We start from the raw sequence: 23,047 nt of genomic DNA, 5'->3' as shown, positions 1-23,047 counted from the left end.
GTAGAGGGAAGTGCGTTCTGGTTTCCGCTCATGACGGCTGTCTTATTGTTTTACGTCTTTCGCCAGGGGAACGTTGCGTGACCACTGACGATCGGCACGGCAAAATAGGAAACCGGTTTCACAAAATCATGAAGCTGTTTTGGGGCTGACACAAGCGCCAATAATCACCCTGTGTTATTTCTGTGATTAAGGTCACTGTCAATGATCTGGCGCGCCCTGTGGGCTGGCGTGTAAATATTTTAAATAATGAAAGACTTAGGTAGACTGCTTTCAGGCTGAGAATTCTGGCGATCCTCATATGACAACGATTTCAGAAGTGGCAAAACGCGCTGGTGTCTCAAAAGCAACGGTTTCCCGGGTGTTGTCGGGCAACGGTTACGTCGGCAAAGAGAAACGTGAACACGTTTTGCAGGCTATCGCTGAGACAGGCTATCGGCCCAATTTACTGGCCCGTAATCTGGCAAATAAAAGTACACAAACCATAGGGCTGGTGGTGACTAACACACTGTACAGCGGCAATATTTTCAGCGAGTTAATGTCGCATTCCGCCAGGATTATGGAGCAGCAGAATCGTCAGTTAATTCTGGCTGACGGGAAGCACACCGCCGCTGAGGAGCGCGCGGCGATTCAGTTTTTGCTCGATCTACGCTGCGATGGCATCATCATCTATCCGCGCTTTCTGAGTATTGATGAACTGGATGCTATTATTTCCGACCACAAACAACCCATTCTGGTAATCAATCGCCGCCTGCGCATTCATGAAAGTTTTTGTGTATTCAGCGACCAGCAGGCAGCAGGGCGGCTGGCTGTCAATCATCTGCTTGAACAGGGGCATCGTGATATCGCGTTTATCACCGGCTCGCTGGATTCTCCTACCAGTCAGGAACGACTTTCCGGTTATCAGGCTGCATTAAGCGCGGCGGGCATTGCGCCTAATCACCAGCTGATTGTGCAGGGTAAGTGGACTGCACAAAGCGGCATGCTGGCGGTCAAATCCCTGCTCGCCGGCGGCGAGTCTTTCAGCGCTATCGTAGCCAGCAACGATGAAATGGCAATTGGCGCCATTAAACAACTCACGGAAAACAACATTGCCGTACCGGCCAGAGTTTCGGTGATAGGTTTTGATGACATCCCGCTGGCTCCGTATGTGATTCCCTCGCTCTCCAGCATGAAGTTTCCGGTTACCGACATGATCAATGAAACTATCAACCGGCTGGTCGCCATGCTTGATGGCGGCGAGTTAATGCAGCGTAAGCCTTTTATCGCCAGTCTGGTTTCGCGCGATTCTGTCAGCGTCGCACCCTGAAACCGTCAGCCACCTTTAAGCGATCGTCACTGGTATCACCTCGGTGCCTTGCTCTGTAAGCCGGTTCACGGTATCCGCGGGCAACCCGTGTTCCGTGATGACATGACGCGGCGCATAACCGGGCGATAAAGGATAGGGATAAAGCTGTCCGAATTTACTGCTGTCTGTCAGGACATAGCTCTCAGCGTCTTTTGCTAGGACAGCGTCCACCACGTCACACCGTAGCATGTCGCGACCGGTAAAACCGGTTTCCGGGTGCCAGCCATCAGCACCAATAAACGCTTTATGAAAGTGGGTCTGCTGAATGCAGTAACGCGTCAGTGGCCCGGTCATCGATTCACTGCTCTTTTGTAACCGGCCTCCCAGCACAATGACCTCACAATCGGCTTCTTTCAACAGATGAGCGATATAGTGACTGACGGTGATAAGCGTCAGATTTTTTCGACCGGCAAGCGCAAGTGCCAGTAAGGCATTCGTACTGCCGCCCTCGATAAAAACTGATTCGCCCTCATTGACGCGTCCGGCGGCATAACGGGCCAGAGCCTGTTTGATGCTGAAACGTGTGTTCATCCGTGTGCTCACATTATCACTGTCCAGCGCGACGGCTGCACCGTGAACGCGACGTAACACGCGCTGCTGTTCAAGTTGTGTTAAATCCTGCCGTATCGTCACCTCAGACACACTGACAACGCGAGCCAGTTCACTGACGGTGATGCTGCCACGCGCATTGACCAGTTCGATAATTTTTTCCTGGCGCGTATTCATACCGGCTCCCTTTATCCTACTGAACCAAAGCGGGCATTAACCCGCTTACTCTTTTTTATCAGGACTGGCACAGGCTGCGTTTCCCGAGTGGGTTAAGGTCGGCCAGGGTAAAGCGATTCTTCCAGTCAGCTTCGTAATGCTCCGGTGGGAAGTCCGCAGGGGAATGACCTTGCTTCAGCGCATGCGCCACATGATGCGCATACGCGTGGTTTTTATCGCACATCGGCGCAGCAGGAATATACATCACATTTCCCCAGCCTTGTTGGTTTTCGACCGGCGCGACTGCGTGAATAAGGTCACAATGCCACCAAACGGAATCGCCGGCGGTAATAGCCGGTACCGGGCATAAGCCCTTCATCAAATGGGGATGCCATTTTTCATTAACAGGCAGGACGCGGCCGGGTGCGACACCGCACAGTTCATCTTCCGGCACATCGGAGAGCAGTGGACGTAACAGAAGATAGGCCATTGCCATGGGGACGGGCACAACGTGAAGTAAACCCTGACCCGGGATCATATCGGACAGCGCGGTCCAGCCCTGGAAAGTGCGGAAGACAGAACATTTTGTGGTGTCCGGTACATCGTATTCATCGACGTCGCTGCGGTGAGCGGCGTTCCAGGGATCGTAGCGATCAATATCCCCGTTAAAAACGGCGTGAAAGACGCGTTGATAAGCAGGCAACAGCCACCGTTCCAGCGCGCCTGAATCGGTATGCGCACCCAGTCCCTTTGACGTGGTGCCCGGTAGCCGTCGACGAATTCGGTCTGGATAGAGGATATTCACGTCAGGATCAAACCATCGCTGCCCCTCCGCTTCATAGGTCCATAACCGGTTCAGAAACGACTGTACCTGATGCATTTCCGGGCGTTGACGGGCCTGCATTTGAGCCTGAGACCAGTAAATGGGGTAAATCTCTGGACGGGATGCCTCAAGACTGCCAAAAAAATTGTCTCCTGGCCCGCGGTACTGTGCATCAAACTGGTTTTCATCCAGATAACGCAACATGTCGGCGTCCCAGGCCAGTGCCTGCTCACGGGGGAAATGCTGCCTGACGACGACACAGCCGCGCCGCTTGATTCGCGCCCGCGTTTCCGGTGAAACCGTGCCTGAGGCTATCGCCTCGCCCGTGACGATGGGCCAGGCGCTCCCGGTTTGAGCCTCTTCCTGCCTCGCTTCGGCAATGGCCTCTTCTGTTTTCTGACAGACTTGCCGAAATACGCGCTCAACGTCACCGATCTGCTCACGTGCGCGCTGCTTAAAGTCACGGATAGAGGCAGAGATGTCCTCAGGAAGTGGGGTGTAGTGAAGTCCTTCGCGCATAGATTAACCTCTCAACAGATGATGTCATTTCGAATGAAATTTATATAACCTTCATTCGAAGGTGGTAGTCATTATTAACAGAGCTTTAACTTTCAATCTGGGCGCGACGGCACAATTTGCCATAACAGGCGGAAATTCAGCGTTTGTAACTTTCAATAATCCTTACAGCGAGTAAGCTTAACCACACAGTTAGCCTGTTAAGGCCGGGAGCAAAGGGGGAGTAAAATGGCAGTAAGGATGATTGCAGTGGATATGGACGGTACCTTTCTTGATGAAAACAAGCAGTACAATGTCCAGCGCTTTTCACGCCAGTATGCTCTGCTCAAAGAAAAAGGTATTCATTTTGTGGTCGCCAGCGGCAATCAGTATTACCAGTTACAGCGATATTTTCCTGACATCAAAAATGAAATTGCCTTCGTGGCAGAAAACGGTGCGTGGGTGTCGCATGGCGATGAAGTGATATTTTGTGGCGAGCTGGCAAAAGAAAGGGTACACAGCGTACTCGATATTCTGGCCAGAGAACCGGATATCAGCGTCGTTGTTTGTGGCCGCAAAAGCGCTTATGTTCACGCGTCCATGCCGGATAGCGTGATCGGCATGCTAAAAAATCATTATTACCGACTCGAGAAGCGCGACAACCTTTACGATATTGATGACACTGTCTTTAAGTTCTCGCTCAATCTGGCGCACGAAGGGATTGAAAGCCTGATGACGCGTTTGCATACCCAATTGGGCGAAATCGATCACATCATGCATCCCGTTTCCAGCGGTTATGGCTTTATTGACCTGATTATTCCGGGTTGCCATAAAGCGCACGGTATCGCTTTGCTTCAGCAAAAATGGGGCATTAGCGATTGTGAAGTGGTGGCTGTCGGCGACAGCGCGAATGATATCGAGATGTTACGTCAGGCCTGCTTTAGTTTTGCAATGGCCAATGCGGGTGAGGCTGTCTCGGCTGTCGCGCGTTTTAAAACCGAGAGTAATACGGACGAGGGCGCGCTGAATGTGATTGCCCGCGTTCTGGCTCGTGAATTTCCATTCGACTGATTTCACTAATCAGATATCAACCAACCCAAATCACGTCTTGCGGAAACCACAGGTGACGTTGTCACTTGTAGCGATGTTTTCAGGGGCTGCTCACTCATCGTGAGCAGCCCCTGACGAGCCTGAACGTAAGCTGAGCATCAACGAGGCATAATATAGTTACAACATACTTTAAGCGTTTTAGGTTATCCCCGGGATTAACCTATGTGCCTGTTTCGCCTGCCAGATGCAAGGGCTGGCCCGATGCATATCGGGCCATGGAAGGTTAGCGATCGGCTTTATTTTCATCAACACCGGAGGGATCGTTTTCAGCCTCTGACTGCCAAGGCTTCAGGAGCTGAATATCCAAAATGACATAAACCATCGTACTGATAAACAGTGAAATGACGCTACCAAACACACCGCTGGTAGTGAAGGTAAGGTAGTTATAGATGATTAACCATGTGAGGCAAATGAACATCGCGAGCGCCAGCATGATGGATGAAAGCGAGTAGTTGCTGGTACCCGCGCCTTGCTGATGCGTCAGTTTAAATACATGACCTGTGGTATACCTTTCCAGAATCAAAAGTGTTCGTTGCCAGTTACGGCGTTGACGTGAACCTGCGCGCACAAGAAACAGGTAAAGCACAGAAATAAAAAAGCCGGAAAAGGCGATAAGCACCGGCACGGCTTCTAACGCGTATTCAATACTTTTGTGACTCGCCCCGGCGGGACTCAGGTCCAGCGTCAGCGATGCACCCAGCGCCGCATAGAGAAAAACGAACAGGGCCAGAAACGTGATCGTCCGTTTCCAGTCTGCCTCAGCCTCATGATTTTTTTGCTGTAGCGCGACAGTATAAGCGCGATCAATGTGTTCAGCGTGGGGAGAGTGCATCTCAATGACGTCAACGGGTTCGTCCAGAAGTGCGGTGATAAATGCTTTGTGATCGTCAGGCAGGGGGATTTTCATTATCCAGATTCTCGTTGTTAATTTTCGCTTATTTTAGCTGTCCTGAGACGAAATGATACTCACGTTCCCGGTTAAAATGCGTTAAAAGGCAAGCAAATGCCTTTTGTTCATCCGGCTTGTTGTACACTGCCGATGATCCCACGACGAGGAAAGCGACGATGAATGACAAGAAAATGATTTCCATCGATCAGTTCAGTGATGAAGAGCGACTTGCCGTCAATGAAATGCTTCATCATTTGATTGAAAAATACCGCCAGCGTACGGGTAAAGAACCGGACGTCAAAAAAGAGAAAGCGCTTAACCTTGAAGCGCGTCAGCAGGTGATGGCGGATAAATTGCTTAAAGAAAAGTTAAAAGCAGAAAAGGAAAACAAAAAACCTGTCCGAAAAAAGAAACCGTCCTCACTGACTGCCAGTGAAGTCAGCGATTTTAACTGGTCTGCGTCGGTCGCGAAGGGCCGCAGGAGATAGCGGCAATGTATTGCTAAATTGACAGCCTGATGCATGACAATGAGATGATGTTGCGCGTTAGGCTTAAACGTATTTTTTTAAATGCGGGCAGCTAACATTTTTTTCTCACCAGAAAAAATAATAAATAAAGCGGAAAGAATCTTAAAAAGTCATGCTGCCTGCTCTTTTTGTAGATAAACTGCGTTATATAGACTGCTAATTACGCCTTCGAATGACCTATTACTCACCCGATGATAATCATCTCAAAATGCGATCGACGCGATTTGTTCGTCGCATGTTCGCAATGCGCCAATTAGGGACGATTTTATGTGCCATGCCAATCGCTTCTGTATTAGTCGAACAGGGTCACGGCATCTCTATTTTTGCGTTACTGATCGGTAATGTCATCGTCTGGCCGTCTCTGGCCTATCGCCTTGCGGCTTCCGCGCGTGATTCAACCGCGAGGGAAAGAATAAATCTGACGCTTGATGCGGCGTTTGGCGGTATCTGGGTCGCGTTGCTGGCGCTGAGTCCCATGCCGTGTTTTGTGATCATGGCAGTATTAATTTCCGACCGTTACGCAGCAGGCGGCTGGCCACAGCTCCTGTCCGCCTTTCAGTCATTTCTGTTTGCCTTTCTTCTGGTCTGGACGCTTGAAGGCGCGCCGGTATCAATGACATTCAGCCTGCGTACAGTCTGGCTGACATTACCGCTGGCGACCTTTTATATGCTGGCGTTAAGCGTCGTATCCCATAATCTGACGTATATGCTGCGTCAAAAAAATCGCGAGCTTGAACGCATTGCATTAATGGATCCGGGTCTGCAAATTCCTAATCGACGTCTTTTTGAACGTCGACTCGAAAGCGAATTTCTGCGTACCCGCCGTGGAGACAGTAAAGCCTACCTGATCATGATCGATGTTGACCATTTCAAACATGTTAACGATACCTATGGTCACGAAGCAGGGGATTTTCTTCTGGCGGAAATTTCGGGTTTATTACGTGACAGTGTGGGAATGAAAGACACACCGGCGCGGTTCGGTGGCGATGAACTGGGCGTCATTGTCCGTGATGCTGATGACGCTGGTATTGTCAGACTCGCTGAGCATATTCAGTGGCGCATTGCGCAGTTACGGTTGCCTGCTTCGCCCGATTTTACCTGTTCAGTCAGTATTGGTATTGCCTGTGCAGAAAAAGCCAGTTCGATACACGAATGGTTGCGCCGTGCCGATGAAGCGTTATATGACGTTAAGCGTTCGGGACGTAATGGTTTGAAGTTATGGCGAGGTCTTTAAGCACAGGGCGCGATATCTTATACCGCAAAAATAAAGCCGCCTGTTAAAAGCGGCTTTATTGACTCAGATAGCGGGATAATCGCCCGTTCCCTCGGGCCAGGGCGTGAGCAGGTCAAAACCCGTGTCGGTAACGGCAACGGTATGCTCCCACTGTGCGGAGAGTGATCGATCCTTCGTGACTACCGTCCAGCCATCGGAAAGCACGCTGGTGCCCGCTTTTCCGGCATTGATCATCGGCTCGATAGTAAAAATCATACCAGCTTTCAAGGGCATCCCTTCACCGGGCGTACCGTAATGCAAAATTTGTGGGTCGGTATGATAAATCTCGCCGACGCCATGACCGCAATATTCTCTGACAACCGAAAAGCCGGCATTTTCAGCAATGCGCTGAATGGCTGCCCCGATATCTCCTAAGGTCGCGCCAGGACGGACAGTTTTAATACCGGCAACCAGCGACTGATAAGTGATATCGACCAGGCGTTTGGCGCGCACGGACGGTGTGCCAACAAAATACATGCGGCTTGTGTCGCCATACCAGCCATCTTTAATAATGGCGACATCGATATTCACGATATCACCGTCTTTCAGTTTTTTTGCCGCAGGGATGCCGTGACAGACAACGTGGTTTACAGAGGTGCAGGTGGTTCGCGTATAACCGTGATAACCGATATTAGCCGGCGTCACGTTGAGTTCATTGACAATAAAATCGTGGCAAATATCGTCCAGCTCTTCCGTCGTAATGCCTGGACGAACGTGCGGTGTGATCATGGCCAGCACCTGTGCTGCAGCATGACCTGCCGCGCGAGCTTTTTCGATTTCTTCGGCGGAATGTATTTTCACTGTTCCCATTACACTTCTCCCTGTGAGGCCAGGTCACTCTTAGGCAGCACCTGGCGAATATCGGCACCGCCGTTCATTTCTATACGAATGAGCGTTTGCGCCAGTTCATTTTGCGTTAACTGCGGATAGAGCTCGGCCAGCATGCCCAGTTTTAACCAGTGCTCAGCCTGCGAGTTGATCGAGCGGCTCATTGCCTGACTGGCAATACGAAGATTCTCATGCATCACGTCGGATATTTTTACGATGCCCATATTCATCCTGTATATAAAGTGTATGCGTTTTATATACAGGGTAATGCCTGCAGTGGAAATTGCAATGAAAATTCCTGGGCATCTTAAAATGTGTGAAATTTACACGACGTTCATCTGTATTTTTCACACCAACTCAAATTTATATTTTAGTGTGAAAGCTCATAATTCTAGCTATTGGACGATTCAATACATTGCCAGGCAACCTGCAATCGGCGTGATACTCAGTTGGGCACCTGTAATTTTTGCGCCCCTGCCAGCAGTTGCTCCAGCACGTCAATACGATGCCGGTGTGGTGTTGTGATGGCAAAGAAGCGCTCCTGCAGTTCGTCTGACTGGCCCACGGAGACAAGAATGCCGGCGCGTAGCTCATCCTGAACCACAACCTCGGGCAACACGGTGAGCCAGCCGCTGTCGCGGGCGATCAGACGCAGCATCGCCATGTCGTCCACCTCGGCTCGCAGTCTTGGCGTCACGCCGGCCTTAGAACATAAAGCATCAAATTGCGCACGCAGGGCATGGCGCGGGCCGGGCAGGGCAATCTCCACGCCATCCAGGTCTTCCGGGATGCGCAGGCTTTGTGACGCCCATTTGCTCGCGGGGCCGACGACGGAGATAGACTGGCTGCCCAGGAACACGCAGCGCAACGGACGATCGGGATCGGCAGGTACTGTCTCATTAGCCAGCACCACATCCAGCTTATGCTGCGTCAGCCTGGCCAGCAGGCCCTCCAGTAATCCGGACTCCAGTGTCAGTACTATGGCAGGGTCGGTAAGCGCGGGCCGAATCCAGTTTTCCTGATAATTTCGCGACAGCGTTGCCACGCTGCCCACGCGTAACCGTGTAACACCGGCTGACGTGCCTTTTAACCGTCCCAACATCTCCTGGCTCAGACCAAAGATGTTGTCGGCATAGGCCATAACCAGCTGACCTGTGTCTGTCAGCATCAGACGGCGACCTTTACGGATTAACAAACTTTCTCCAAGTCGATCCTCCAGTTGCCGAATTTGCACCGAAACGGCCGATTGCGAGGTGGCCAACTCTTCGGCAGCCCGCGTCAGATGCCCAAGCCTGGCCACGCGCCAGAAATAATAAAGGTGATGAAAATTCAACTGGTTGAGGTTCATTGTTCGTTTTTTAATATTGAAATGTGCAAATAAATATATTTTACAGAATAGTTCAGGTCAATGATCATACGGCTAATTAAGCGTATGAGGGAAATACAATGAATATCCTTGATGTTCTGCATCTGGTCTGTTTTTTGGCGCCAGCATTTCTAATGGCCGCATTAGCGGGACTGACGCGGTTTAGTTGGATTACCACGCCGATGCTTTGGCGTGTATTACAGGGAGTCTCGTTGAGTACCATTGCCTTAACCGGACTGTGTCTTGCCGCGGGCATCAGTGGTGCGCAATGGACGGGCGTAATAATGGCAACCTCTTTTGGCCTGGTTTTGGCTTTACTGGTGCAAGTGCTGGGTAAGGTTATCGCTTCATTTTCTGCGCGTTACCTTGAAGGGGAAGCCAACCAGCGAGGCTATATTGGCGCACTGGCCGTTGTGCTGTGCAGCGTGCATCTGCTCGTGATCGCCGATAACTGGCTGCTGCTCATCGCGGCCTGGGCCGCAGTCGGTGTGGCACTTCAGCACTTGCTTTGCTTTTATCCCGATCGGCCTTTTGCGCGACTTGCGGCACACAAAAAGCACATTGCGGATCGCATGGCTGACGTGATGTTGCTTGGCGCTGCCGCGCTCGCCTGGTGGGATGTAGGTAGTTTCTCGCTGTCAGCTCTGGGGATGCATATCGCTCAGCATGGCATGTCGCTGTCCTTACAGGCGAGCGCCGTTCTGCTCGTAATGGCGGTCATCTTTCGTACGGCCTTGCTACCCGTGCATGGCTGGCTGATACAGGTGATGGAGGCGCCAACACCTGTATCGGCGCTCTTACATGCTGGCGTCGTCAATCTGGGGGGCTTTGTGCTTATTCGCTTCGCACCCATGTTAGATCAGGCAAACGCTGCGCGCATCCTGTTGCTGATTTTCGCGCTGGCGACCGCTGTGCTGGCAGGCATTGTCATGTTGACTCGCATCAGTATTAAAGTGCGGTTGGCCTGGTCAACCGTTGCGCAGATGGGCTTCATGCTGCTCGAATGCGCGCTTGGCCTTTATACGCTGGCGGCACTGCATCTGATTGGCCATTCACTCTATAAAGCCCATGCTTTCCTGTCGGCCTCGGAAGGTGTAAGGGACACTCGCCTGCAGGCTTTGCACCGGGCCGCTTTGCCCAGCACCCTTAGCGTGTTTTTTGCCCCCGTGCTGACAATTACCGCCGTGTTTCTGGTGCTGATGCTCTCAGGTCTTGCCGCCTGGCCCTGGTGGTGGAGTGTGGTGCTTGGTATGGCCTGGGCACCGTTACTGTGGTTACCCGAGGCTTCAGAGGGCAGGTCTGGAAAGTCGGCGCAGCTTCTTTTCGGGTGCGTCACGGTGATCGCTCTGACGACAGTTGCGCTGTCAGCACATGCGCTGCCGCTTGGCCTGCAGGATATGCCGGATGACAGTCTGGGTCTGATCGCGCTGGCAGGCATGGCGGCCCTGTATCTCTGTCAGGTGTTATTGCAAAAGCAGCCGCAACACCTGTCGCGCTTGCGTCAATGGAGCTATGCGGGTTTTTACCTTGACGAAGCCTTCACACGTCTGGCGCTGCGCTTATGGCCAGTTAACCTCACATCCCGGGTTTCTATGCACGTTGAACCTGAAGTACCAACCGCGCCTGTTGCTGACAGGCTGAGCTGAACCACACGAATAAACTGGAGAGCCTACTGATGGATACCTTAGTCAATAACGAAAAAACCGGTTCGGCGAGCCTGACGCAATCGACACAAAACGCCTGTTCCCGGCATGCTGCAATTGAGCAGGCTTGCAGCCAGGCCTGCCAGGCGATTGCACCAACATGGCCGCTGGATCGCGCCATTGCTGTCAACCCTCACTGGTCGCGTATTGGCATGCCGGTACGCAGGGTGGCCGCCCGGATGGCGGTACTCGGCGGTATCCAGGTATTCCCATCGCGCGATCAGCAGTTCCTGGCCTGGCGCGAGGGCCGTATCAGCCTTGCCGATCTCAATCTGGCGCTACATCAGCTGCCCGAAGCACAAGCGACCGGTCTGACGGCTGAACAGTGCCTGGATGCGTTACAGGCAAGAACCTCACCAGTGCAATTGCCGCTGCTAATCGATGTGCTCGACAACGATCCTGATCGGCACCAGAGATTATCCTGGCGGCAGGCTATCACGCACCAGGTTGGTCAAACCTGCGCCGCCTACTTCGATGAAGATCAGGCGAACTGGCAACCTCAGCGACAGGGCTTATATGCCTTCTGGCGGGATACGCTGGGACACGATCAGGGTATCGGTTTTTTAATGGGTCTGCCCCATATCACAAACGCTATCAATGCCTTACCCGATAATGCTACCGATGCGGAGCGTTGGCTTATCGCACGTCTGGGCCTGCCTGAGGCTGTATGGGCGGATTATCTGGAATCGGTACTGCTTACCGTGAATGGGTGGGCTTCCTGGTGTGCCTGTCTGAGCTGGCAGGCGGGACTGGCGGGGGGTAAGGACCCACACCTGCGCGAGTTGCTGACGATTCGCTTAGCCTGGGGCGTAATCCTGTTGGAATGCAAAGATGATGCAGCAACCCGGCACGCGCTTGCTTCGCTTCAGCACGCCTGGAAACAGGCTCACCAGGTGCTGGATGCGGCGGAACAGGCGATGCTGGTTGACGAAGTATGGCAACTGGCGCTGGAGATTGGCTATCAGCGTGAATTGGCGCATCGGCTGGCCTTGGCAAAAGGTCATGGTACGGAACATCAGGCAATCGAAGCTCAGGCTGCTTTCTGCATTGATGTGCGCAGTGAACCGTTGCGCCGTGCGCTTGAGACCGTGAATGCTGGTATACAGACCATCGGTTGTGCAGGATTCTTTGGCCTTCCCGTTGCCTACACACCGCTGGGCACGCAAGCCCGCCGTCCCCAGTTACCCGGCTTACTTGCGCCTTCCCTGGAGGTCGCTGACCGTATCGTGGAGGCGGGTTCGCAATATAAAGCCGATGCGGCACTGCAAAGCCAGGCCAGTCGTTCGCGTCACGCCCGATTTGCCATGGTCGATCAATGGAATGCGATTAGCCGCTGGCCGGGGGCTGCCTTCTCGTTTGTGGAAGCGGTTGGACTGGGCTACTCGGTCAAGCTGGTAAACTGGTTACGCCCGGGCAATAAAGCACGTGCCAGAGATGATCTTGCTGGCTTACCTGCGCGGTTTCGGGAGACGTGCCGCCCACAACTGGTTGGGCTGGATACTGAGGCTAAAGTTAAGCTCGCTGCCGGGGTTCTTCACGCCATGGGCCTGGAACAGCATCTGGCACCTATAGTGCTCCTCGTGGGACATGGCAGCCAGTCAGCTAACAATGCCCACGCAGCGGCACTGGACTGTGGTGCCTGTTGTGGCCAGACCGGTGAAGTGAATGCACGCAGCCTGGCGCAATTGCTTAACGAACCACAGGTTCGCCAGGGGCTGCAAGCGCAAGGAACAGTGATTCCGGACTCTACGGCGTTTGTGGCCGCCCTGCATAACACCACTACCGATGAAATCGAGTGGTTTGATCTCGATTTGTTGCCGCAAAGTGCGCGCGCCCGCTGTGAGCGATTGCAACCGATTTTTAATCAAGCCAGTGATCAGGTCCGCCGCGAGCGGGCACCCGCCCTTAAGCTGGACCCGCGTGCGCCCGAAGATGTGTTGCTCGGACAACTACGCCGTCGCGCTAATGACGGGGCACAAACCCGTCCCGAATGGGGTCTTTCGGGCAACGCAGCCTTTCTTATTGCCCCTCGTCACAGAAGTCGTGGCGTAGTCCTGGGCGGGCGCAGCTTTCTGCATGACTACGATGCGAGTCAGGATAGTGATGGTAGTTTACTGGAAGGCCTGATGACCGCACCCATGCTGGTCACACACTGGATTAACTGGCAGTACCACGCGTCAACATGCGATCCGCAAAGGATGGGGAGCGGTAATAAGGTGCTGCACAACGTAGTGGGCGGGCGTATCGGTGTCTTTGAGGGCAATGGCGGCGATCTGCGGATCGGTTTATCACGTCAGTCGCTCCATGACGGCGAGCACTGGATGCACGAGCCGTTGCGCCTGACCGTTGTTATCGACGCGCCGCAAAGCGCCATTGACACAGTGATTAGTAAGCATGAGGTTATCCGGAAACTGCTCGATAACGGCTGGCTCCATCTCTGGCGCTTTGAAGAGGCCGGTCTGGCACGCTATGCACAGGGTAACTGGCTTTCACTGAATCTGGAGAGTCTATAAGAACGCCTGTGTGCTAAGGCCTTCGCTGAAAAAATGAAGCGACTGTCTGCCAGACCAAAAAAGTTACAGTGTAACTAATAAGTGATTTTTTTATTCTGTACAAAGGGGCAGTTGTCCCTTTTTTACAGACATAAAAATCGTTCCAGCCATTTTCAGGATAACGCGAGCAGGCCAGTTAACGGCCTGCATTTTTTTTCCGGTAAGCTGGCGTTCAGCATGACATGGCGATCAATCCTATATTGCACACGAAATTGAATGGGTGTTTTAAAGGGTGATTTCTGGCTAACCACCTGAAAAATAGGGATTTATCGATGTCATTCAGGCGGCAGAATTAACGACTGTCGTCAGGGTGAACAAGCGAGTCGTCCACATGCAGCACGGCCATATCCGTCACCTTCAGCCTTTGTCTTGCGGTGGCGAAAGAGGAAATCGTATTGACAGAGAGCAGCGGTAATTCATCACGCAACGTTTTTAATAATGTCGACATGCCAGTACGGAATTTTAGTACGCCATCGGGCGGTATGTAGGCCATAATACGCATTCGGACATTTATTGCAGTGAATGCTTATTTTGCCGATATCATAATAGTACAACCCTTGTAACACAGCGCGATGCAACGCATGTCAACCTCATCTCCCGGAACAACGTAATGCGATCACTAATTATCATGGGCCTGGTGTGGGTTCTTGCTGCATGTTCTAACTCTGTGGGACACAATTTCGATACGGCGACTATTCAGAAGATTAAACCCGGTCAGACGACACGTGCAGAGCTCATTCGTATGTTTGGACCGCCTGATACAGAATCACCTTATCCCAACGGGCAGCAGGTCATGATGTGGAAATACAGTCAGGCCAGGGCTCTGGATACATCGGCGGGAAAGACGCTGACTGTGCAAACTCAAAATGGACGAGTTTTTAACTATACGTTTAGCAAGAGCTGAAGCGGCTGGTGTTACGCGCAATTGTCTCATTTTCAATGTTAGAGTGCAGTGCCGCTGTATCAAATGCATTCTGACCACATGGTCAACCCGAGAGTGCCTTCTTATCGATAATCTCTCCCGTAGCCCGAGCCAGGTATTGCAGAGATCTTGCTGGCGGTGCGCCTCATAATTTATGGCAGGGGGCGTACTCATGAAGCGGTAGCACGACGATCAGAATCCCGTAATTTATCTGCGCCTCCTGATATTGGTGAAGCTGTCTCACTTGCTATTACAGCGCCTGTTCATCTGAACGTGCGCAGAGGTTTCCTGCCCGGATCTCCGTACAGCGAATAGCTGTCAAATGCACAAAACGCATCGCGGAATTTTTGACCGCATACTTTTCAGTTAGCTGACGTATCCCATTCATCGTCTTTATCTCCTGAGAAAGCGCCGTTGTGGAAATAATCCATCATTTATCGCGTTGTTCTCTGCGGGTTTATTAACCAATCCTTTTAAAAATAATGAGAGTCTTTTCCTTAATGACTTTCTTAAAAAGCGCACAGCGCTACCATTGTGACTCCAGACTTAACAGGTCTGGAGTCACAGGCTGTTGGAAGGTAGAATCTGGCCGACAGTTTTACGATCAGGAGAGGCAGTGGCAGAAATTTTGACAGAAATGACATCGCCGCATGTGGGCCGTCACGTCATGTGTTGGCTCAATCAGATCAGACATGCTTCCTTGTCTGATCTGGATAATTTTGGCGACGAAGGAACAGTGGAGCAGGTTATCCGCGTGTGGGTAAAACTGTCGTTGCTTGTCACCCGACGTCGTCCCGAAATTGCCATATCATCACTACTCAGGCATGTGTTGCCGAATATTGGCACTTTACCGCTAAAAAACCTGACGCGTTTACGATTAAACAGGCTCTATAACGTCCTGATTTCTGAAGGTAAAAAAGAGGAAGCCCGGCGCGTTTTTGCTCTGACTAAACAGTTTTTGTCCTGGGCCGAAATGCAGGGTTACCTGGCGCATTCGCCCGTGGCTTCACTGAGGAAACGTGATATTGCGGGCCGTGCGTCACCTCCACGAAGCCGGCAACTGTCAGACGCGGAGATTTGGGTTTTCTGGCATGGTCTGGATAACTGGTCGCTGTCAGAACAGGTACGCTGGGCCTTACGTCTGTGTCTGGTCAGTGCCCGTCGGCCTGACGAAGTTGTTCAGGCGCGGAAATCAGAATTTAATCTGCAATCCGGATTATGGAAGCAGGGAACACGTAACAAGTCCCAGCGCGAACATACTTTACCCATTTCAGCGTTAATGCGCCGTTGTATTGAGGCCTTAATTGCTGCCAGCGATCCGGCTTCTCCCTGGCTCGTACCTGCGCCGCGTGATGTCATGCAGCCGCTTTCGAAAGGTGCGCTGAATCAGGCACTACGCCGGATGTTGCGTGCGCCTCGGGGATTAGGGCTGGAACCTTTCACGCCGCGTGATTTACGTCGAACGGCACGTTCGAAACTCGCCGCGCTGGACACGCCAAACGATGTGGCAAGAAAAATTATGAATCATGCATTAGAGGGAATCGATCGGGTTTACGATACGCATGATTATGTTGTGCAAATGCGGACTGCGCTGGAGCGGTATTCAGAAACGGTTGAGCGTATTACTGAAAGCGACAGCTACCATCATCTCCCTCATCGGTATGAGAATGAGACGCTACAATTAGCCAGTTCATCAATAATGATGATGAGCAGATAATCTCTTAAAACAATGTTTCCAATAAAATGCGCGGTATCGAAATCAATACCGCGCATTTTGTCAGATCAGGAAATCGTCAAGCGAACCGCCAGCGTCCAGCGCCTTTTTAATTGGCGATGGTGTACGGCCCTGGCCTGTCCACGATTTAGTTTCACCGTTTTCATCGGTATAGCGATATTTAGCAGGGCGAGGTGCGCGCTTAGCTTTTGTTTTTGTCTCTGTGGGCAAATCAACCAGTTCAGAAATATCAATGCCGTCATTCATCAGCATTTCTTTATACTTAGCTAACTTATCTGCTTTCTCGCGCAGCATAGCTTGCTCAGCTTCTTCTTCTTCACGGCGTTCAGCGACAACGACAGAAAGCTTTTCGAGCATTTCATTTAACACATCAAGCTCAATTTCCCGGGCTTGTGCGCGTAGAATACGAAGGTTATTTAATGCTTTGAGCGCATCCATTGGTTAATCCTTAAATTACAGCGAATATTTAAACAGGGTCATTCTACGAAAAATAATCAAGGAAAGAAATATCTCTTCTGTCTGAAATGTACAAATTTGTTACCGCTTAGGATTATTACGGCATTTTAAACGCATTAAACATACATAAAATTTAAATGCCAGACGCATTGTCAGCGCCTTTTTCGTTGAGGTCCAGGTGATAAACGGTAGCATATTACGGTGACGTATTGAAAATAACGCCCATTTATTTACTTAAAAAAGCAATAAAAATCAGTATGTAATGTATTTCCTCCTTACCAGTTACAGGGATATTACGGCATAATAAAGTCGCTTCATTCCAGCGCAGGTAAATGATAACGTCAGGTTAATAATTCCCCATGATAAATTGTCCTTATCTTCATTCTGCCCCAAAATGGTTGTGTCTTAATCGCCGGATAATGCGTTAACCGTCTTGTTCATTCCTGTTCACGGGATTAGTTTTTGTGAAGCCAGACGATTACTGAAGTCTGCAACTTTTCTTACAGGACAAATCCTTCTTTTAACACGGTTAGTCAGCGCAATATAGATTGCTATGATGGATAACATTGTGGGTACGCGCGCCTGTCTGCCTTAAGGTTTAATCACACATTTCGTGCTGTAAAGCAGAGCTATAAGCGGAGCGTTGACAACTGACGGCAAGAATAAAAACGGGTAGCTAATATCATCCTGATGGCCTCTCTCCGTCACTGTACTTAAAGCCAGTCGGGAGGTTATCGTCGCTATAAGAATTTATCCGATCTACAACATTTATATGGCCGCGGACGTGATGCCATTTGCTCATGAAAACACAACGTATTGCTGCCATTAGATTCTTGCACTTTTCGCTAAGGCAGATATTGTCATCTTTTCCGCTATGGGATGCTTTTCATTCCACGTCTGAAAAGTGAGTCGCTCTGTCTGACAGAATAACGTGCAGGGGGTTTCTGGAACCATTCAAAACCGCTTTTCACAAAAACATGCGTAGTGCGGCGTCTTTATCATTTTCCTCAGGATGAATTTTGAAATGCCGGAAGGGTGAACAGTCGGTGTGAAGGGCGGCACTGGTCTGCACATGCCGTACATTAGCAATAAAAGATATAAACGTTCATCGCTGCCGTTTGCAAAACCGCTTTGCCACCGATAAATACACAGGTCCTTGTCAGGGCGTCACGTCCCACTTTCTTCCCGATTCTTTTATACAGTCTCGCCAGAGCACTCTCTGCCAGTGAAAGACAGGTTCAGCCCCTGACGAGTGATGCGGCTTTGACGAACGGAACAGAGAGCGCAGGATAAACGGCTTATGCTATGCGTAATATTTTCGATTCATCTGTCAGGCACTGGATGGAAAATAAAACGTTAGTGACTTGATACTGTCAGTACTATGATGACGCCTGCATCAGTCTGGCTGGCGAACAGAGCCCCTGAAAGAACTTCGCGGCCGGTTTCTCTGTGGCTTACGGTATTTCCGCGCTTTGGAAAGGTGCAAAAACGCAGACGATGCGCAAAAGATTGTGTGTCTTTAAATAGCCAATGCAGCGGGTGCTTATTAAACGGAGCGGTGTTTTACATCATGCCTTATTCGGACTTATTCACGTCCTGCGTTGTTCTGTTTTATCCGCTCTACTCTGTAACCCCGCGTTTTGCGCAAATGTTCACGCCAGAAAGGCGCGAATTTGCGCTACACTCACCAGCGATAACCTCTTGTTCTGTCTCAATGATAAATTTGACTGAGGCAGCGTAATCAACGTGGAAGAAGCATGAAAATCAGATTCCTTTCGGCCAATGAGCAAAAACTGGCGGAGGTCCGCGGAATACTGGAACCTGTGGGCGTGGACGTCGTACCCATCGCGCGTCGCATTGAAGAAATTCAAACGGAAAATGAACTGGATTTAGTGCGAGATAAACTGACGAAGGCCTTCTCTATTATCGGACGTCCGCTTTTTGTTGAGCACACCGGGCTGTATCTGGATGGCCTGAATGGTTTGCCTGCGGGGCTGACGCGTATTTTCTGGAATCGCCTCGGTGCCGATCGCTTTGCATCGCTGGTACAGGGCCTCGACAGTCAGGGTGTAACCGCCAAAACCGTACTGGGTTATTGCGACGGACGCAAAATGTACCAGTTTTTCGGCGAATTGCGCGGCACTATTGCACCTGAACCTGCCGGTCCCCATGGATTCCAGTGGGACTGTATCTTTATTCCCGAAGGATACGATCAAACCTTCGCTGAGATGGGCGAGAAGAAAAACGAAATTTCCAACCGTCGCATTGCGCTGGATCGTTTTGCTGCCTTTTTAAAAACTGCACGAGGCGTGGCATGAAACCTGAGCTCAAACGCGCATACGATTCCGGCAAGCTCATTCTGTTTGCCGGAGCCGGTCTTTCCCGTAATCTCGGCCTGCCTGAATGGCATGAGCTTATCGCTCATCTGGCTAATGAACTGGGGTACGATCCGAAAATTTTTAATACTTACGGTACGCACCTCTCTCTGGCTGAGTACTACAAGCAGAAAAAAGGTTCGTTAGGACCGTTACGAAGCTGGATGGATCGCGAATGGCACCGGCCTGATATTGATGTCCGCAGCTCTGAAATTCATACCATGATCACTCAGGGCAACTTTTCACGCATCTATACCACGAATTACGATCGGTGGCTGGAAGCCGCGCATGAGGCCCATGGCGTGCCTTATTCAAAAGTGGCGAATGCAGCCGATCTGGTTTCACTCACCGAAGATAAACGTCATATCATCAAACTTCATGGCGACTTTGATGACGATACTTCTATCGTACTGGATGAAAGCAGCTACTTTGAACGCCTCTATTTTGATTCGCCGTTAGATATCAAGCTGACCCATGATGTCATGGGCAATTCGGTTTTGTTTGTTGGCTACAGCATCAGTGATTTTAATATTCGTCTGCTCTTCTATCGGCTGACAAAAATGTGGGGGCGCACAGGCCTGGCAACCGCCCGACCCAAATCTTACCTTTTTACCAATCGCAATAACCCGGTGGCAAAAGAAGTATTGGGGCAATGGGGAATCGAAATGATCGTGTCGGAAGAGGACGATCCCCGTAAAGCGCTGGCTGAGTTTATGGAAGAATTACTGGCCTGATGCACACCGAATGGCGTAAGCAGGGCAGGTTTAACCGTTGTGTCTTTTCTTCACTGGAAAACGTCGCCGACTGTGTTATACTGTATAAATAAACAGTATGTGAGGGCAATAAAATGGCTGTCGAAACCAAATTTGTAGTAGTCAGAAAGGGTGAAGAGAAGATGACATTTGCCAATAAGAAAGAGGCCGATGCCTACGACAAAATGCTGGATATGGCAGAGGCGTTCACCGACTGGTTACTGGCACACCAGGCCGATATGGACGAATCGCAGGCTGAAACCTTAGGGTTGTTGCTGGCAGAGCAAAAAGACGCGGTACAGCATATTCTTCGCACCAGCAAATTACCTGGCACGGCGCAAAATGTGTCAGAAACAGCTGACGCGACTGTGCAAAGTGAGAAAAAAGTCCGCGCCGTTAAAGCGGCCTGATGGTTCATTCCTGGCAGTTCATTACCTGTGAACTGCCTGCCTGTTATCCCGCACAACGCTCTCCCCATAACGCTTCGCGCGCACTGACTGGTTTACGCCGTGCTTGCCTGCATTACGATCAGCCAGTCAAATGTGTGATGGCAAAAGCGTAGTGATGGAGATATCTGGCAAGCCAGCCAAAACAAAGCGCAGAGCTGTGAAGCCAGCCAGTATGATTCCACATGAATAAGTCCGGTTTTAATCCCGCCAAAAAAGAGGGCACAAACTGACATATTTTTTCCGCCCGTTTATTGTTTCAGGTCAAAATCATCGCGATAAGTTACCAAAATTTCACTTTCCCGCCCGGTGTTCAGACGACATCATGACGATCGCCACGCGTTGTGGGATGAGAAATGACTAAAAAAGTGACGCTGTTATCGCTGATATTGCGAGCCTGATGTTTTGCGCCGGGGGGAATTTCAATTCCCTGTTGCGTCTGTAGATGATGCACCACACCTTCCACCTCAAGGCTGAGCTGGCCTTCCAGCACAAAAAAGAACTGCCGCGATCGCACATGATAATGCCGTATTTCATGTGTTGCAGGCGGCATCTGCTCATAAATAATGCTCAGATCGTGTCTTTTAAGCAGATGCCAACCCTCACACTGCTCACCCCAGAAATAATGTTCTGCGTTCTCTTTCGAAATCATGCGCTTTCCCCCTGATGATGAACGTTGTGATTAAGGTCTGACTTGAGTCATGAGAATTAAAGTTCGTTTATTGAGCGCCGATAGATCCTTAAGGAACATAAAAGCGTCTGTCTGGCAGGGAAGTCAATTAAGCCGATCGATTTCAGGGGAATCCGCATGACTTCTCAACCCGCAAAAAAAACACTGACCACCCGCACCCAGATGCTGCTTGCCGGTGGCCTGACTATTACGCTTGGTTTTACCGTCACTATTGGCGTCCTGAGCTGGCAATCGGCAAAAGAGCAAAAAAACTTAGCGGAAAATTATCTTCAACAGATTGCACAAAGTCGCGGCCTGCAGATTCAGCAAGAGCTGAATTACGCGCGCGATATGGCACACAGCCTTGGCCAAAGCCTGATTGCCTTACCAAAAGCGGGCGTTAATGACCGGAAAATTGCCGACAAAATTATGGAGTATTCCCTCAGGGCCAACCCTGACTATCTCTCTATGTCCGTGATTTTTGAACCTGACGCGTTTGACGGTCGCGATGCGGAGTTTGTTGGTCAGAAAGGACAGCCACCTCAGGGCCGCTATGCCTGGTTTGTTGACCGCGATCAGTCCGGCAACTATGCCATGCATCCGCTGCTCTCCTATTTGACGCCTGGCCAGGGGGATTATTATCTTGTCCCTCAACAGTCGCGTAAAGATACCCTGATAGAGCCCTACAGCTACCCGTACAACGGCGTGCCAACCTTACTGACCTCGGTTGCCTCACCCATTATCGATCAAGGCAAGCTCATGGCGGTGGTCACATCGGATATTTCGCTTGCGTCATTACAGCAAAAAGTGAACCAGATAAAACCCTGGCAGGATACGGGTTATGCGCTGTTGCTTTCGAACAGTGGCAAAGTGGTATCTTCACCTGTTAAAAATGACGCCGGTAAGGAATGGAAAGGCGACAAAGACAATTTTACCCGTCAGATCGTCGAACATGATGATCCGGTGTTGGGTGAAAGAGCCATGTACACCTGGTATCCGGTGGTGATAGGCAACAGCGATAAGCCCTGGTATGTGGGAATTGTCGCCCCTGTCAGCCAGGTCATGGCCGCCGCAAACCGCCAGCTCTATTGGGCTATCGGTTTAATGCTTGTGAGCATCCTGCTGGTAGGTGCCGTACTGGGGTTATTATTTAATCGCAAAGTAATGCGCCCGCTTGGTGGCGAACCTGCAGAAGCAGCCCGCATCGCGCTGGCCGTTGCGGAAGGCAAACTCAGCAATGATATTAAGGTCGCGCACGGTGACAACGCCAGCCTGTTTTACGCCCTGCACACCATGCAGAGCCAGTTGCAATCCATTGTGGGCCAGATTAAAGATGCCAGCGCGTCTGTCAGAGAGGGGGCCAGTGAGATAGCCAGCGGCAACCTGGATTTAGCCTCGCGCACCGAACAACAAGCGGCAGCACTGGAAGAGACAGCAGCCAGCATGGAACAAATCAGCGCCACGGTTCGCCTGAACGCGGATAACGCCCAGCAGGCTACGCACCTGACCGGAAATGCGACCACTATTGCCAGCCGGGGTGAAAACCTGGTGGGCCAGGTGGTACAGACCATGTCGCAAATCGATGACAGCTCAAAGAAAATTGGCGATATCACCACCATGATCAACAGCATTGCCTTCCAGACCAATATCCTGGCGCTCAACGCAGCCGTCGAGGCGGCCAGGGCGGGCGAGCAGGGGCGCGGATTTGCGGTAGTGGCCTCTGAGGTCAGAAACCTGGCGCAACGCAGTGCCGGTGCGGTCAAAGACATTGCCGCGCTTATTGAGGAGTCCAGTGCCCGGGTACAAAGCGGCGTCACGCTGGTCAATGAGGCAGGCAAAACGATGCATGAAATGACCCAGGCTGTCTCCTCTGTACAAAGTATCATCAACGAAATCGTTGCCGCGTCAGATGAACAGGCGCGAGGAATTAGTCAGGTGACGATTGCGGTAAATGAAATGGACGGAACAACGCAGCAAAACGCGGCTTTGGTGCAACAAATGTCGGCGGCAGCCAGTTCGCTTGAAGATCAGGCGCAACAGCTGGCCCAGACGGTGCAGCAATTCCGTTAAGCGAA

21 protein-coding genes are annotated in these 23,047 nt (G+C 51.1%); 12 read left to right on the top strand and 9 right to left on the bottom strand.

The annotated features are described in order from the left end of the window. The first annotated feature begins 298 nt into the window (after positions 1–298). Positions 299–1,306, top strand: coding sequence for a LacI family DNA-binding transcriptional regulator (locus C1N58_RS21650; RefSeq protein WP_394551060.1), 1,008 nt, complete (start codon positions 299–301; stop codon positions 1,304–1,306). Between the two features lie 15 nt (positions 1,307–1,321). Here the strand turns inward: C1N58_RS21650 and C1N58_RS21645 are convergent, their stop codons facing one another. Continuing rightward, complete coding sequence (locus tag C1N58_RS21645) at positions 1,322–2,071, bottom strand: DeoR family transcriptional regulator (protein ID WP_394564922.1); 750 nt, start codon at positions 2,069–2,071, stop codon at positions 1,322–1,324. Between the two features lie 58 nt (positions 2,072–2,129). Next, entirely contained in the window at positions 2,130–3,392 is a 1,263-nt protein-coding gene (locus C1N58_RS21640; protein ID WP_367144104.1) for a DUF1479 domain-containing protein, read from the bottom strand. Positions 3,393–3,617: 225 nt separating this feature from the next. Between C1N58_RS21640 and C1N58_RS21635 the strand changes: the two genes are divergently transcribed. After that, complete coding sequence (locus tag C1N58_RS21635; RefSeq protein ID WP_033742381.1) at positions 3,618–4,439, top strand: Cof-type HAD-IIB family hydrolase; 822 nt, start codon at positions 3,618–3,620, stop codon at positions 4,437–4,439. Positions 4,440–4,701: 262 nt separating this feature from the next. Here the strand turns inward: C1N58_RS21635 and C1N58_RS21630 are convergent, their stop codons facing one another. After that, a complete protein-coding gene (locus C1N58_RS21630) occupies positions 4,702–5,385 on the bottom strand; it encodes a RipA family octameric membrane protein (protein WP_006121996.1) in 684 nt (227 codons plus the stop codon). Positions 5,386–5,543: 158 nt separating this feature from the next. On the opposite strand from C1N58_RS21630, the gene C1N58_RS21625 reads away from it, so the two are divergent. Both C1N58_RS21625 and C1N58_RS21620 read left to right on the top strand, forming a co-directional pair. Then, complete coding sequence (locus tag C1N58_RS21625; protein ID WP_367144106.1) at positions 5,544–5,855, top strand: hypothetical protein; 312 nt, start codon at positions 5,544–5,546, stop codon at positions 5,853–5,855. A gap of 211 nt (positions 5,856–6,066) precedes the next feature. Continuing rightward, positions 6,067–7,128, top strand: a complete 1,062-nt coding sequence (locus C1N58_RS21620) for a diguanylate cyclase (RefSeq protein WP_367144107.1) — start codon at positions 6,067–6,069, stop codon at positions 7,126–7,128. A gap of 63 nt (positions 7,129–7,191) precedes the next feature. Here C1N58_RS21620 and map read toward each other — a convergent pair whose 3' ends face one another. The 3 genes from map to C1N58_RS21605 all read right to left on the bottom strand — a co-directional run bounded on the left by map (position 7,192) and on the right by C1N58_RS21605 (position 9,343). Beyond that, positions 7,192–7,977: a type I methionyl aminopeptidase gene (gene map / locus C1N58_RS21615; RefSeq protein ID WP_006121994.1), complete on the bottom strand. Its 786-nt coding sequence runs from the start codon at positions 7,975–7,977 to the stop codon at positions 7,192–7,194. Next, a complete protein-coding gene (locus C1N58_RS21610) occupies positions 7,977–8,219 on the bottom strand; it encodes a ParD-like family protein (protein WP_367144108.1) in 243 nt (80 codons plus the stop codon). The genes map and C1N58_RS21610 overlap by 1 nt, the downstream gene beginning before the upstream one ends. Positions 8,220–8,440: 221 nt before the next feature. Next, entirely contained in the window at positions 8,441–9,343 is a 903-nt protein-coding gene (locus C1N58_RS21605) for a LysR family transcriptional regulator (protein WP_394564921.1), read from the bottom strand. A gap of 98 nt (positions 9,344–9,441) precedes the next feature. Between C1N58_RS21605 and C1N58_RS21600 the strand changes: the two genes are divergently transcribed. Both C1N58_RS21600 and C1N58_RS21595 read left to right on the top strand, forming a co-directional pair. Beyond that, on the top strand, positions 9,442–11,007 hold the full coding sequence (locus tag C1N58_RS21600; protein ID WP_394551067.1) for an NADH-quinone oxidoreductase subunit L: 1,566 nt from the start codon (positions 9,442–9,444) through the stop codon (positions 11,005–11,007). Between the two features lie 29 nt (positions 11,008–11,036). Further along, positions 11,037–13,577, top strand: a complete 2,541-nt coding sequence (locus C1N58_RS21595) for a YbcC family protein (RefSeq protein ID WP_394564920.1) — start codon at positions 11,037–11,039, stop codon at positions 13,575–13,577. 331 nt (positions 13,578–13,908) lie between these two features. Here C1N58_RS21595 and C1N58_RS21590 read toward each other — a convergent pair whose 3' ends face one another. Then, on the bottom strand, positions 13,909–14,109 hold the full coding sequence (locus C1N58_RS21590; RefSeq protein WP_367144111.1) for a hypothetical protein: 201 nt from the start codon (positions 14,107–14,109) through the stop codon (positions 13,909–13,911). A 117-nt stretch (positions 14,110–14,226) separates the two neighbouring features. Here C1N58_RS21590 and C1N58_RS21585 point away from each other — a divergent pair, with 117 nt between their 5' ends. After that, positions 14,227–14,520, top strand: coding sequence for a hypothetical protein (locus C1N58_RS21585; protein ID WP_033742399.1), 294 nt, complete (start codon positions 14,227–14,229; stop codon positions 14,518–14,520). A gap of 655 nt (positions 14,521–15,175) precedes the next feature. Further along, complete coding sequence (locus C1N58_RS21580) at positions 15,176–16,255, top strand: tyrosine-type recombinase/integrase (protein ID WP_039339626.1); 1,080 nt, start codon at positions 15,176–15,178, stop codon at positions 16,253–16,255. A 60-nt stretch (positions 16,256–16,315) separates the two neighbouring features. Here the strand turns inward: C1N58_RS21580 and C1N58_RS21575 are convergent, their stop codons facing one another. Next, positions 16,316–16,711 (bottom strand): H-NS family histone-like protein, encoded by a 396-nt coding sequence (locus tag C1N58_RS21575; RefSeq protein ID WP_006121986.1) that lies wholly within the window; start codon positions 16,709–16,711, stop codon positions 16,316–16,318. Positions 16,712–18,486: 1,775 nt separating this feature from the next. Here C1N58_RS21575 and C1N58_RS21570 point away from each other — a divergent pair. The 3 genes from C1N58_RS21570 to C1N58_RS21560 all read left to right on the top strand — a co-directional run bounded on the left by C1N58_RS21570 (position 18,487) and on the right by C1N58_RS21560 (position 20,266). Next, the gene (locus C1N58_RS21570) at positions 18,487–19,047 is read left to right on the top strand and encodes a non-canonical purine NTP pyrophosphatase (RefSeq protein ID WP_033742402.1); all 561 of its coding nucleotides are present in this window, start codon (positions 18,487–18,489) and stop codon (positions 19,045–19,047) included. Beyond that, complete coding sequence (locus C1N58_RS21565) at positions 19,044–19,838, top strand: SIR2 family protein (protein ID WP_033742404.1); 795 nt, start codon at positions 19,044–19,046, stop codon at positions 19,836–19,838. The genes C1N58_RS21570 and C1N58_RS21565 overlap by 4 nt, the downstream gene beginning before the upstream one ends. 113 nt (positions 19,839–19,951) lie before the next feature. Then, complete coding sequence (locus C1N58_RS21560; protein ID WP_205954587.1) at positions 19,952–20,266, top strand: YebG family protein; 315 nt, start codon at positions 19,952–19,954, stop codon at positions 20,264–20,266. A 349-nt stretch (positions 20,267–20,615) separates the two neighbouring features. On the opposite strand, the gene C1N58_RS21555 is transcribed toward C1N58_RS21560, so the two are convergent. Beyond that, complete coding sequence (locus C1N58_RS21555) at positions 20,616–20,954, bottom strand: cupin domain-containing protein (protein WP_058702524.1); 339 nt, start codon at positions 20,952–20,954, stop codon at positions 20,616–20,618. 156 nt (positions 20,955–21,110) lie between these two features. On the opposite strand from C1N58_RS21555, the gene C1N58_RS21550 reads away from it, so the two are divergent. Beyond that, positions 21,111–23,042: a methyl-accepting chemotaxis protein gene (locus C1N58_RS21550; protein WP_394551072.1), complete on the top strand. Its 1,932-nt coding sequence runs from the start codon at positions 21,111–21,113 to the stop codon at positions 23,040–23,042. Positions 23,043–23,047 lie beyond the last annotated feature (5 nt).

The organism is Pantoea sp. SGAir0180, assembly GCF_043546245.1.
This window is presented reverse-complemented; position numbering and strand designations above follow the sequence as displayed.

Bases quoted from the DNA above. Each gene is read 5' to 3' on its own strand.
- C1N58_RS21550 (WP_394551072.1), top strand. From the start codon at position 21,111: ATGACTTCTCAACCCGCAAAAAAAACACTGACCACCCGCACCCAGATG.
- C1N58_RS21600 (WP_394551067.1), top strand. From the start codon at position 9,442: ATGAATATCCTTGATGTTCTGCATCTGGTCTGTTTTTTGGCGCCAGCA.
- map (WP_006121994.1), bottom strand. From the start codon at position 7,977: ATGGGAACAGTGAAAATACATTCCGCCGAAGAAATCGAAAAAGCTCGC.
- C1N58_RS21590 (WP_367144111.1), bottom strand. From the start codon at position 14,109: ATGGCCTACATACCGCCCGATGGCGTACTAAAATTCCGTACTGGCATG.
- C1N58_RS21570 (WP_033742402.1), top strand. From the start codon at position 18,487: ATGAAAATCAGATTCCTTTCGGCCAATGAGCAAAAACTGGCGGAGGTC.
- C1N58_RS21650 (WP_394551060.1), top strand. From the start codon at position 299: ATGACAACGATTTCAGAAGTGGCAAAACGCGCTGGTGTCTCAAAAGCA.
- C1N58_RS21635 (WP_033742381.1), top strand. From the start codon at position 3,618: ATGGCAGTAAGGATGATTGCAGTGGATATGGACGGTACCTTTCTTGAT.
- C1N58_RS21585 (WP_033742399.1), top strand. From the start codon at position 14,227: ATGCGATCACTAATTATCATGGGCCTGGTGTGGGTTCTTGCTGCATGT.
- C1N58_RS21575 (WP_006121986.1), bottom strand. From the start codon at position 16,711: ATGGATGCGCTCAAAGCATTAAATAACCTTCGTATTCTACGCGCACAA.
- C1N58_RS21645 (WP_394564922.1), bottom strand. From the start codon at position 2,071: ATGAATACGCGCCAGGAAAAAATTATCGAACTGGTCAATGCGCGTGGC.
- C1N58_RS21610 (WP_367144108.1), bottom strand. From the start codon at position 8,219: ATGGGCATCGTAAAAATATCCGACGTGATGCATGAGAATCTTCGTATT.
- C1N58_RS21560 (WP_205954587.1), top strand. From the start codon at position 19,952: ATGGCTGTCGAAACCAAATTTGTAGTAGTCAGAAAGGGTGAAGAGAAG.
- C1N58_RS21630 (WP_006121996.1), bottom strand. From the start codon at position 5,385: ATGAAAATCCCCCTGCCTGACGATCACAAAGCATTTATCACCGCACTT.
- C1N58_RS21640 (WP_367144104.1), bottom strand. From the start codon at position 3,392: ATGCGCGAAGGACTTCACTACACCCCACTTCCTGAGGACATCTCTGCC.
- C1N58_RS21625 (WP_367144106.1), top strand. From the start codon at position 5,544: ATGAATGACAAGAAAATGATTTCCATCGATCAGTTCAGTGATGAAGAG.
- C1N58_RS21565 (WP_033742404.1), top strand. From the start codon at position 19,044: ATGAAACCTGAGCTCAAACGCGCATACGATTCCGGCAAGCTCATTCTG.
- C1N58_RS21555 (WP_058702524.1), bottom strand. From the start codon at position 20,954: ATGATTTCGAAAGAGAACGCAGAACATTATTTCTGGGGTGAGCAGTGT.
- C1N58_RS21595 (WP_394564920.1), top strand. From the start codon at position 11,037: ATGGATACCTTAGTCAATAACGAAAAAACCGGTTCGGCGAGCCTGACG.
- C1N58_RS21580 (WP_039339626.1), top strand. From the start codon at position 15,176: ATGACATCGCCGCATGTGGGCCGTCACGTCATGTGTTGGCTCAATCAG.
- C1N58_RS21605 (WP_394564921.1), bottom strand. From the start codon at position 9,343: ATGAACCTCAACCAGTTGAATTTTCATCACCTTTATTATTTCTGGCGC.
- C1N58_RS21620 (WP_367144107.1), top strand. From the start codon at position 6,067: ATGACCTATTACTCACCCGATGATAATCATCTCAAAATGCGATCGACG.